Origin of the sequence: Vibrio sp. 10N.222.55.C6 (genome assembly GCF_041473395.1) — a bacterium.
Taxonomy (GTDB): domain Bacteria; phylum Pseudomonadota; class Gammaproteobacteria; order Enterobacterales; family Vibrionaceae; genus Vibrio; species Vibrio crassostreae_C.
On sequence record NZ_JBFRSD010000028.1, the window covers coordinates 209,314 to 220,928 of the forward strand.

The window sequence follows — 11,615 nt, forward strand, 5'->3', positions numbered from 1 at the left end:
AAAAGTATTGCGAGAAAAACAATCCTTAGTGATACCTGTTTATTTTTAACCACAAACTAGTGGTTTATATAGGTGGGAGTTAGATATCACCGACTTATTAGCAAGTTTTCGTTGTAAGTAAATACTCAAAAATAGCCAATATGTGTAAGTATCCTACAATTTTGTCTAGGCGAATTGCAATGAAAGTTGACCCATGTAGACCATTTTTTTCGTTTTATTTTGAATTTAATGCCTAACAAATGTGCAACATTAGGCAAATAGAGCCGATTTTTTGCATGTTTATTGATATTTGTTAGGTTGCTCGCAAAAAGCCTTGAGTAAACTAATTGGTCGAATTTTGCAGGGATGTAATTTTTTTTCAAAAAAGACTGATATTCATTCTTATTTACTTGAGTGCTTTGAAAATATGCAATTACACGAGTTGGTCAATACTATCGGCCAAGACCTTCAACGCCGTTATGGCGAGAAGGTTCACAAGCTGACGCTTCATGGTGGTTTCAGCTGCCCAAACCGAGACGGGACAATTGGCCGTGGAGGTTGCACGTTTTGTAACGTGGCTTCCTTTGCCGATGAACAAACTCAAATTCAAAGTATTGCTGACCAGCTAAAAGATCGTGCGGGTGAGATTGCTCGTGCCAAGAAGTACCTGGCTTACTTTCAGGCGTACACCAGCACTTATGCTGAGGTGCAAGTGCTCAAGAATATGTATGAAGAGGCGCTAAAAGCACCCGGTGCAGAGATCGTCGGCCTTTGTGTTGGTACGCGACCAGACTGTGTGCCTGATGCGGTGTTGGATCTGTTAGCGGGCTACGTTAAACAAGGCTATGAGATTTGGCTCGAGCTTGGCCTGCAAACCGCCAATGATAAAACCCTCAAGCGAATTAACCGCGGCCACGATTTTGCGGTGTATCAAACGATCACCCAACGCGCACGCGCTTTAGGTATCAAGGTGTGTACTCACCTGATTGTTGGTCTACCAAAAGAAACCAAAGCGGATAACCTTGAAACCTTAGACAAGGTATTAGCCGTTGGCACCGATGGTATTAAGCTGCACGGCCTTCATATAGTAGAGGGCAGTACCATGGCTAAGGCGTGGAAGGCAGGAAAGCTAGAAGCCCCAAGCCTTGAAGAGTACATCGATATCGCGAGTGAGATCATTCAACGCACGCCTGCGGACGTGGTTTATCACCGTGTTTCTTCAGCGGCGAGACGCCCAACCTTACTTTCTCCTTTATGGTGTGAGAACCGCTGGTTAGCGATGACTGAAATAGGTCGTTCGTTGGATAAAACCGGTGCTCAAGGCATCAAAACGGGCTCTGCATTCGAGTACACGTTGCCTGTTTTAAACGCGGCCAATTAATAGAAATGGGTGACTGTAGGTAACAGCAGATAAAACCAATAAATAGTGGTAACATTTCCCTAGCAGATTTTATGGTATAGATTGAGAGTAAATGGAACTGGTAATGACTTGGTTGTGGGACAGGGCGTATGGCTACGGTATTTATATCGTTGTTGTATTGCTGATTGCTCTCATCTGCTGGCATCTCTATTCTCGTTATCAGTCGCATATCGAAACGCTTCTACTTGCTACCCCGTCGCCACTCTACTTTGTTGATGTTCGAAGTGGCGAAATACTCTATGCCAATCGCCAAGCCATGCAGTTGCTTGGTATCCGCCAAATCGGTGTTAATTTTCGCTTTCCTACTGTGGAAAGCGAGAACAGCTTTCGTCACTACTTAACCAACCACATCAACTCTCGAGCCTTCGAGCAGGTCTCCCTGTGGGCGCTTTCTGAATTTGAGTCGTTCAAGATCAACTTGATCGGTCGTAAGATCCATTTTAGAAATAAGCAGGCTTGGATGATTCACGCCTCACCTTATAAAAACACTAACGAAGAACTGTCCCAAGAAGTTCGAGAACTGAATGTTGCTCGTACCGCTTTGGATTCTTTGTCTGAGCTGATCTACGTGAAAGATCAGAAAGGTCAGTTAGTGACGAGTAATCGCTCGTTTAAAAAGTTTTGGCATGGTCGTGCTGAAGAGGGCACCCTGAGTGTTTCTGGTGGAGTATTAAAAGGTCGTGTAAGTGAACGCTCTTGGACTACAGATCAAGATGGAAAAAGCTGCTTGCTTGAAACCTACCAAAGTGTGCTGCTTTCCCAAGATGGAGAAACCATCGGCACGCTCTCTATTAGTCATGATGTGACCGATTGGCATGACATGCAGCAGAAACTGCGTGGCGAGATGGAGAAGCGAAAAGATACCGAAGTGGCACTTGCGCAGCGTGACACCATCTTGCAAAACCTCCTGGAGGCCAGCCCAGACTCGATTGGTATCTTTAATGAAAACATGGTTTATCAAGCGTGTAATAAACCATTTGTGGCTGCGCTGGGTATCTCTGAAGTCAGTGACTTGATCGGTAAACGTTTACAAGATGTGGTGCCACATAGCATCTATACGCGAATATCAGAAACCGATCATCAAGTGCTTCATCAAAGTAAATCACTGCGTTATATCGACAAAGTGGTCTCAAGTGATGGAACATTTACTTGGTATGATGTAGTCAAATCACCGTTTAGAGATCCAGCATCGAGCACTAATGGTGTGTTGATCATGGCGCGTGATATTACAGAGCGTTATCTAGCAGAACAAAAGCTTGAAGAAGCCAACCTTGAACTTGAACGCCTCAGCTTTATGGATAGCCTGACTAAAGTGTCTAACCGACGTCGTTTCGATGAACAGCTCTCTACACTGTGGCATTATCATGTGCGTGAGAAGCTGCCACTGACGATCATGCTATGTGATATCGACTTCTTTAAAGGCTACAACGACTTTTACGGACACCAACAAGGCGATGATGCTTTGATTCAGGTTTCTCAGGCATTTAAGCAGGTGTTGAATCGTTCATCTGATTGTGTGGCTCGTTATGGTGGTGAAGAGTTCGGCTTTATTCTGCCAAATACAACGACCGAAGGTGCTCAGCTGGTGGCGCAGCGTATTCATGATGAAGTCCTAAAATTGGAACTTGCGCATGAGAAGTCGACAGTCTCTGAATTCATCACGGTGAGTATTGGTATTATCTCTTACATTCCTACACCTGATGATGAAATGGAATCGGCTGTTGCCTTGGCTGATAGTGCGTTGTATCAAGCGAAATCAGACGGTCGCAACCGTTCAATGGTGCATCCATACTCAATTCGCTAACGCTATAAAATTGGCAATTTGATTATCCCCGGCTATTTTTGCTTAGTTAGTATTTGTATTGGTTAATTAACCTTCGAAATTACCGCTGAACACTTGCTGCGTGTGATGTAGCTAGCTTACCTCCCATCTTCAAACAGGGTAGAATGTTGCTAGTCTTATCGCATGGAGCGCTAAATGAAACCCATGAAAAATCTTGCCCAGTATTACGTGGATCTACTCGTAAAACTGGGGATTGTCCGCTTTTCTATCTTACTCGCCCTAGCGCTTGTTGCCCTCGCTGTTGTTGTGCAAGTCGGTATCACCCTTGCACTCAAAGGCAATGTTGATGACATCGACATTGTCCGTTCAGTTTTCTTCGGTTTAGTGATCACGCCTTGGGCGGTTTATTTTCTGTCAGTGGTCGTGGACCAGTTGGAAGAATCACGTCAAAGGTTAGCGAAATTGGTCTCTAAACTTGGCGACATGCGTGAGCGAGACCAAGAACTCAACAATAAAATGCAGCTCAATATCGAGAAGCTTAATCAAGAAATTGAAGAGCGTGAAAAAGCGGAAGAAGCGCGCGCAGAAGCAATGCAAGATCTCGAAAACGAGGTGTTCCAGCGCGAGCGTACTCAGCTTGAACTCGCAGAACGTACTGCACTGTTACGCTCGTTTATCGATGCCTCGCCTGACCTTATTTACTACCGTAATGAAGATGGTGTGTTCTCTGGTTGTAACCGTGCGGTTGAAGAGCTCACTGGTAAAACAGAAAAAGAGCTAGTTGGTTTAACTCCTTGGGATGTTTACAGTAAAGAGGTCGCTCAGCAAGTTGTTGAAACCGATAAGAAAGTATTTGCTGACAACCAAGCACTGACTTATGACCAATGGCTTGAATACCCAGATGGCCGCAAGAGTTACTTCGAACTGCGTAAAGTGCCTTTCTACAGCAAAGATGGTCGTCACTTGGGCTTGGTTGGTTTTGGCCGCGATATTACTGAACGTAAAGAGCATCAAGAGTCGTTAGAAAAAGCCAGCCGCGATAAGACCACCTTTATCTCAACTATTAGCCACGAGTTAAGAACGCCGCTCAACGGCATCATTGGCTTGAGCCGCATGCTGCTTGATAGCCAACTGACCACCGAACAGCGCAAGCAGATGCAAACCATCAAGGTGAGCGCGGTGACACTGGGTAATATCTTCAACGATATTATTGATATGGATAAGTTCGACCGCCGTAAGCTTGAACTCTTCCCTACGCCTATTAACTTTGAAGATTTCGTTGTCGAGATCGAAAGTATCTCTGCGTTGATGGCTGAGCAGAAAGGGTTAAGGTTCGATCTAGAAAGATTGTCTGATCTTCCAGCTGCTGTTGAGGTGGATGGTACTCGTCTTAGACAGGTACTGTGGAACCTTGTTAGTAACGCGATGAAGTTCACCAAAGATGGTGGAGTGGTGATGACAGTCAGCGCCGACATTGATGGTGACTTTGCCAACATTACGATGGAAGTGGAAGATACTGGTATTGGTATCCCTGAAAGTGAAATCGAGAAGATCTTCGCGATGTACTATCAGGTGAAATCGGGCACGGACAACTTGCACGCTGTCGGCACGGGTATTGGTCTCGCTGTCTCTCAACAGCTAATTAATATGATGGATGGCCACATTGAAGTCATCAGTGAAGAGGGCTTTGGCAGTACCTTTACGGTTTCGATTCGAGTTCCAGTGAATCACGATACTCAGGCTCTGATCAAAACGCCAAGAAAACAGTCGAATCTTAAGATCTTTATGGTCGAAGACATTGAACTCAATATCACAGTGGCTCGCTCTCTACTTGAAAGCCTTGGCCATGAAGTGACAGTCGTGATGACGGGTAAAGAGGCGCAAATTGCTTTCAATCCTGAAGACTATGATTTGGTGTTGTTGGATATCCAACTGCCAGATATGACGGGTTTCGATATTGCTCAATACTACCGCGAGAAATACAGCCAGCTACCGCCTTTGGTGGCGTTAACTGCGAACGTATTAAACAACAAGCAAGAGTACTTCCAGAAAGGCATGGACGAAGCGATCAGTAAACCTTTGTCGGTTCGAGCTATCCAAGATGTCATCAGTGAACTTATCGAAGATGCACCAGAGGTAATTGAGAAGGTAGCGGGCACCGATAAGGTTGAGAGCATTGATAAAGTCGACGCGAGTAAGCCTGTTCTTTCAGAAATTGATACCACTTTGCTTGATATTGATATGCTAGAGTCTTATGTTGATATTGTTGGACCGAAACTGGTTTTGGATAGCATCGCGATGTTCGAAGATATGATGCCGGAGTATATGGAAATATTGAACTCCAACATGGTCGCGAAAGATAAAGCCAGTATCGTTTCTGAGGCACATAAGATTAAAGGTGCTGCAGGTTCTATTGGTCTGAAACGCATCCAACAAGTTGCCCAGAAAGCTCAATCTCCAGATTTGCCTGCGTGGTGGGAGAACATTTCAGATTGGGTTGATGAGATAAATAACGAATACCAGAATGACATTGAAGTTTTAAAGAGTTGGTTAAATCAAAGGTAGAAGAATAATGAAAAAATTAGCATTCGCCGCATGTGTAGTGGCATTAGCGGGTTGTTCTGCGCCACAAGTAGAATGGCAGCAAGATAATCAAGTCGAAGTATCTGCAGCAACAGTTACCATGAAAAGCAACCTTTGGCACAACAAGATGCCAACGATTGGCGAGACTCAAGATAAGACCCTACATGGTGCTATCTACCTAGAGTCAGACTCACAACTGCCAGCAACGCTTGCGGTTGAAAGTGTTACGGTTAAACAGGGTGCAGACACCTTGTTGGTAACGGCTGACGATCTTGATTTAAGAACACACAGTGAAACTCAATGGGAAGTCGCGTTTGTATGGCAGCTAGAAATCGACAGTGACAAGCCTGTTGATGTGGCGGTGGAACTTAAAGATGGCGAAACCGTGAAGTGGTTAGTAGAGAAAGACGTTAAGGTGGATACGGTTTACTAAAATCTTATCCAATTAAGAACAATAAAAAAGGGAGAATGCGTTGGCATTCTCCCTTTTTAATAACTATTGATGACGCTTCTAGTGTTCAAAACACTTACTGGTGAGTAGTGCTAAATGGTAAGAGGCGCGAATCGAATTAGTCTTCTAGGTCACCACAAAAGCGGTAGCCTTCACCGTGAATCGTTGCGATGATTTCTGGCGTACCAGAAACAGATTCAAAGTGCTTACGAATACGACGGATTGTTACGTCTACAGTACGATCGTGTGGCTTAAGCTCACGGCCAGTCATCTTCTTAAGAAGGTCAGCACGTGTTTGGATCTTACCTGGGTTCTCACAGAAGTGAAGTAGAGCACGGAACTCTGAACGAGGTAGCTTGTAGCCTTCGCCATCTGGGCTAACCAGAGAACGACTGTTGATATCTAGTACCCAACCGTTGAACTCATACTTCTCAACGCTACGCTTCTCTTCTTGAACAGAGCTTGTGCTCATTGAACGGTTCAGAAGGTTGCGTGCACGGATAGTCAGTTCACGAGGGTTGAAAGGCTTAGTGATGTAGTCATCAGCGCCGATCTCTAGGCCAAGGATCTTATCAACTTCATTATCACGACCAGTTAAGAACATAAGCGCTACGTTTGCTTGCTCACGTAGTTCACGCGCAAGTAGTAGGCCATTCTTACCTGGAAGGTTGATGTCCATAATTACAAGGTTAACTTGGTTGTCAGATAGCACTTGGTGCATCTCTTCACCGTCGCTAGCCTCAAAAACAGCATATCCCTCTGCTTCAAAAATACTCTTTAGAGTGTTACGAGTTACTTGCTCATCTTCAACGATAAGAATCTGCGGGGTTTGCATTTGGCGGTACCTAAATTTGTGACGAAACTGTGCTAATAGAATAAATTCTAGGCAAAAACATAACATACAGGTAATGTATTTTTGATGATAACTTAAAGTTTTCAAAAAAACACTTACTTCCAGCTATCTGCCTTCCTTGAAGTATTGCCCAATAACGTAGATCCAGTACGCCTTTCAATCATTCTTTTAGTGATTGGAGTGGATTCTATAATGTTAACAGCATGCTAACAACGCGAGAATGTTAATTCCATTCACTTTGTTGATTTACATCAATTGCCGTATCGCAACAAACTTTAATAGTATGGCTACAACTTAACCAATGTTATGGTGACTATTTAGCACCAAAACAAGAATGATTATTCGAGATGCTTCGCACATCTTGCCTGCTAAAGACCGGATTATGAACCAAGGAAGCTGAAAGCTGTCTTAAGAGTCTAGTAGATAAATATGCTCAATCAACTTTTATTGAGTAATAAATTGAGCATAGAACAATGAAAACAAAGGATTAATTTTAATAACATATAAAAGCATAGAGGCTAGCCTGACATAACCGGTAACGCCTTACTCACGGAGGATATATGCACGATATAACACCCGACTTGTGTGATGAGTTTGAAAGCGAAGTCACCCTACTGAACATGCCATTGCAGAACTTCGGCCAACGTGGTGCGTTCTTTGGAAAAATTGTAACAGTTCGTTGTTATCACGATAATTCCAAGGTTCGCGAGGTTTTAGAGACCGACGGCTGTGGCAAAGTGCTTGTCGTTGACGGAAATGGCTCATGCCAGAAGGCGCTGCTTGGCGATCAACTCGCTATTCTCGCGATAGAAAACGGTTGGGAAGGCGTGATTGTAAACGGTGCGGTGCGTGATGTAGGCATGATGTCGCAAATGGACCTTGGCGTTCAGGCGTTAGGTGCATCGCCATTCAAAACAGAGAAACGCGGTGTCGGCCAAGTGAATGTGACACTCTCTATACATAATCAACTGATTCAGCCTGGTGACTATATTTATGCCGATTGGAATGGCGTGTTAATTTCATCTGAGCTGTTAATTGAATCGTAACTGACTCAAATTGAATGCCGTTGATAGATTAGAACGGGGAATGGTTTGTGATGTACTAAAAGTTTGGATCTCAATCCGCACTAATCTGTTAATAAAGAACAAGCTAAAGAGACTAAAAGCGAAACCCTAGTCCCACTTCAACACCTTGCTGCCACTCTTCATAATCAAGGGTGGCATGCAAATCTAGGTTATCTGTTAGTTGCACTCGGCTGGAAACCTCTGCGGCTACCGATTTCTCATTGTCTTCGGTCTCGTCTTTATAGGTGTGTAGAGAACTGTTAAAAGAGACTCTTTCTGAGAACTGATAACTGACACCACTCAAGAATCCACTTTCCTGTTTCAGTGCCGCACTATTGATACGTGTACCGACGTAAAGATCCACATCTGAAAACAAGCTATAAGAGTAGCCACTGTCTATCTTCCAAGTATCGAAGCTTTCACTCGACGCGTTTTGTGTGGAGATAAAGAATTTATGAGAAGAACTATCGATCTGGCTGGGTAGTAGAGGTAAGCTATTCGCTGAACAAACAACAGGCATAGCAAAAGCCAAAAGAATAAGTAATCTCTTCATTTCCCACTCCTGATGTCATTATTATTGTTCTTCGAACGTTATCGTTCAATTAAAGCACAGAACTTGTACGTTCGCTGCACAATCGATATAGCATTTTGTTATGACTATATATGCAATTGATCACTCTTGCCTGTTCAATGAGTAAATCCAGTATCTTAAGTGAAGGTTTATACAGGGTGTTTTATCCCTTAAATGACGGTTTGCTCTGAAAAACGGTGCGAATGTAAAAAAAACGCAACTTTTCATTGACGTCCAGTGGTAAAAATTGATACACGTAGAGTAAAGCACAAGCAGAGAATTTGATATGCAGCACGTAAGCCACCTAGTAATGACCACAACCATTATTATTACCGACATTCACATTGTTGGGGCAGGCTGCTAAGTAACGGATTTTAAAAAAAAGGCCTGTATCCAACAAGATACAGGCCTTTTTTTGTACCATTTTTATGACTTATGGAGAAAGGGATGCGCGTTTTAAAGTTTGGAGGTTCATCATTAGCTGATGCAGATCGTTTTTTACGAGCAGCAGATATCATCGCTAATAATGCCCAGCAAGAAGAGCTAGCCGTTGTACTATCGGCTCCAGGAAAAACAACCAATAAGCTGGTTGCTGTTATTGAAGCAGCACTAAAAAATGGTGAAGCAGACGTACAGATCACCGAGATCGAATCATCATTCGCTGCATTGTTTGCAGAGATTCAAGCTGTATTGCCGTCAGTCGATGGCTCTGCATTTCAAGAGCAGGTCGATACTTCTCTTGCTCAACTTAAGCAGTTCGTGAATGGTATTAACCTACTGGGTATGTGCCCAAATCACGTAAATGCTCGCATCATCAGTAAAGGTGAGCGAATTTCAATCCAGTTGATGAAAGCGGTACTTGAAGCGAAAGGCCAGCCAGCAAGCCTGATTGACCCAGTTCAATACCTATACGCTAAAGGTGACCACCTTGAAGCTATGGTCGATGTGGATGTTTCAACTCAGAACTTCCGTCAATCACCGCTTCCACAAGGTCACGTGAACATCATGCCGGGCTTTACGGCTGGTAATGAAAAAGGTGAGCTAGTAACGCTTGGTCGCAATGGCTCTGATTATTCAGCAGCGGTTCTAGCGGCATGTCTACGCGCTGATTGTTGTGAGATCTGGACAGATGTCGATGGTGTTTACAACTGTGACCCGCGTTTAGTGGATGATGCTCGTCTTCTTAAATCGCTAAGCTATCAAGAAGCGATGGAGCTTTCTTACTTCGGCGCTTCGGTTCTACATCCGAAGACTATCGCTCCTATCGCGCAATTCCATATTCCTTGTCTAATCAAAAACAGCTTCAACCCACAGGGTGCAGGTACTTTGATCGGCCAAGACACTGGCGAAGATAACCTAGCAATCAAAGGCATCACTACGCTAAGTGACCTAACGATGGTTAACGTATCAGGCCCAGGTATGAAGGGCATGGTAGGCATGGCGAGTCGTGTATTCGGCGCGATGTCTTCTGCAGGCGTTTCTATCGTCCTTATTACTCAATCCTCTTCTGAGTACAGCATCAGCTTCTGTATTGAATCGGCTGACAAAGTGAAAGCGAAGCAAGTGCTATCAGATGCGTTTGAACTTGAGCTGAAAGATGGCCTATTAGAGCCTGTTGAGTTCATGGACGATGTCGCGATTGTTACGCTAGTGGGTGACGGTATGCGCACTTCACGTGGCGTGGCGTCTCAATTCTTCTCTTCTTTAGCTGAAGTGAACGTCAACATTGTTGCTATTGCGCAAGGTTCTTCTGAACGCGCGATCTCTGCGGTTATCCCTGAAGACAAAATCTCTGAAGCGATCAAAGCGTGTCACGAGAACCTATTTAACTCTAAGCACTTCCTTGACGTATTCGTTGTTGGTGTTGGTGGTGTTGGTGGTGAGCTTGTTGACCAGATCCAACGTCAACAAGGCAAACTGGCTGAAAAAGGCATCGTGATTCGCGTATGTGGTTTAGCAAACAGCAAAGGCTTATTGCTAGATAGCGATGGTCTACCGCTAGAGCAGTGGCGTGACCGTATGTCGAGTGCGACTGAAGAGTTCAGCCTAGCGCGTTTAGCGGCTTTGGTTCAACGTAACCACATCATCAACCCAGTATTGGTTGATTGTACGTCTAGCGAAGGTATTGCGGCGCAGTACGCTGATTTCCTAGCGGCTGGTTTCCACGTAGTAACACCAAACAAGAAAGCAAACACAGCAAGCATGGCTTACTACCATCAGCTTCGTGAAGTTGCACGCAACTCACGTCGTAAGCTGATGTACGAGACAACAGTAGGTGCAGGTCTACCGGTCATCGAAAACCTACAGAACCTTATCTCTGCAGGTGATGAACTTGAGAAGTTCAACGGCATTCTTTCAGGTTCACTGTCTTACATCTTCGGCAAGCTTGATGAAGGTATGACACTGAGCCAGGCAACCAATATTGCAAAAGATAACGGCTTCACTGAACCGGATCCTCGAGATGATCTATCTGGTATGGATGTGGCGCGTAAGTTGCTTATTCTTGCTCGTGAAGCAGGCATGGCGCTTGAACTTGAAGATGTTGAAGTAGACCAAGCTCTGCCACCGGGTTTTGATGATTCAGGTACGGTTGAAGAGTTCATGGCTCGCCTACCAGAAGCGGATGCTTACTTCAAAGAGCAGTCAGCTATCGCAGCAGAAGAAGGTAAAGTACTTCGTTATGTGGGTGAAATCGCTGAAGGTAAGTGTAAGGTTCGTATCGCTGCTGTTGATGGCGACGACCCAATGTTCAAGATTAAAGATGGCGAGAACGCATTAGCATTCTACAGCCGTTACTACCAACCAATCCCTCTAGTACTGCGTGGCTACGGCGCGGGTACTGAAGTAACAGCTGCTGGCGTATTCTCTGATGTGATGCGTACTCTTGGTTGGAAATTAGGAGTTTAGGAAT

The 11,615-nt window shown here is 44.4% G+C and carries 8 protein-coding genes, 1 pseudogene and 1 other annotated feature; of the genes and pseudogenes, 6 read left to right on the top strand and 3 right to left on the bottom strand.

The window, feature by feature from the left end; translation table 11 throughout:
• Positions 1–406 precede the first annotated feature (406 nt).
• From AB4486_RS16605 to AB4486_RS16620, 4 genes are all read left to right on the top strand, one after another.
• Complete coding sequence (locus AB4486_RS16605) at positions 407–1,360, top strand: TIGR01212 family radical SAM protein (protein WP_372117813.1); 954 nt, start codon at positions 407–409, stop codon at positions 1,358–1,360.
• A 91-nt stretch (positions 1,361–1,451) separates the two neighbouring features.
• Complete coding sequence (locus AB4486_RS16610) at positions 1,452–3,203, top strand: diguanylate cyclase domain-containing protein (RefSeq protein WP_017059307.1); 1,752 nt, start codon at positions 1,452–1,454, stop codon at positions 3,201–3,203.
• Positions 3,204–3,377: 174 nt separating this feature from the next.
• Positions 3,378–5,747: an aerobic respiration two-component sensor histidine kinase ArcB gene (gene arcB, locus AB4486_RS16615; protein ID WP_372117815.1), complete on the top strand. Its 2,370-nt coding sequence runs from the start codon at positions 3,378–3,380 to the stop codon at positions 5,745–5,747.
• A 7-nt stretch (positions 5,748–5,754) separates the two neighbouring features.
• The gene (locus tag AB4486_RS16620) at positions 5,755–6,198 is read left to right on the top strand and encodes a hypothetical protein (RefSeq protein ID WP_017062884.1); all 444 of its coding nucleotides are present in this window, start codon (positions 5,755–5,757) and stop codon (positions 6,196–6,198) included.
• A 136-nt stretch (positions 6,199–6,334) separates the two neighbouring features.
• On the opposite strand, the gene arcA is transcribed toward AB4486_RS16620, so the two are convergent.
• Both arcA and AB4486_RS16630 read right to left on the bottom strand, forming a co-directional pair.
• Positions 6,335–7,051: a two-component system response regulator ArcA gene (gene arcA / locus AB4486_RS16625; RefSeq protein ID WP_004741534.1), complete on the bottom strand. Its 717-nt coding sequence runs from the start codon at positions 7,049–7,051 to the stop codon at positions 6,335–6,337.
• Positions 7,052–7,480: 429 nt separating this feature from the next.
• Positions 7,481–7,582, bottom strand: a pseudogene (locus AB4486_RS16630) (ribonuclease activity regulator protein RraA); the annotation flags it as partial.
• 47 nt (positions 7,583–7,629) lie between these two features.
• Here AB4486_RS16630 and AB4486_RS16635 point away from each other — a divergent pair.
• Complete coding sequence (locus tag AB4486_RS16635; protein ID WP_017059310.1) at positions 7,630–8,115, top strand: putative 4-hydroxy-4-methyl-2-oxoglutarate aldolase; 486 nt, start codon at positions 7,630–7,632, stop codon at positions 8,113–8,115.
• 112 nt (positions 8,116–8,227) lie between these two features.
• Here AB4486_RS16635 and AB4486_RS16640 read toward each other — a convergent pair whose 3' ends face one another.
• Positions 8,228–8,686 carry a hypothetical protein gene (locus tag AB4486_RS16640; protein WP_017070076.1) on the bottom strand — a complete coding sequence of 153 codons (459 nt, stop codon included), beginning with the start codon at positions 8,684–8,686 and terminating at the stop codon, positions 8,228–8,230.
• 317 nt (positions 8,687–9,003) lie between these two features.
• Positions 9,004–9,122, top strand: a sequence feature (Thr leader region).
• A gap of 29 nt (positions 9,123–9,151) precedes the next feature.
• Here AB4486_RS16640 and thrA point away from each other — a divergent pair.
• Entirely contained in the window at positions 9,152–11,611 is a 2,460-nt protein-coding gene (gene thrA / locus AB4486_RS16645) for a bifunctional aspartate kinase/homoserine dehydrogenase I (protein WP_372117818.1), read from the top strand.
• The last annotated feature ends 4 nt before the right edge of the window (positions 11,612–11,615 follow it).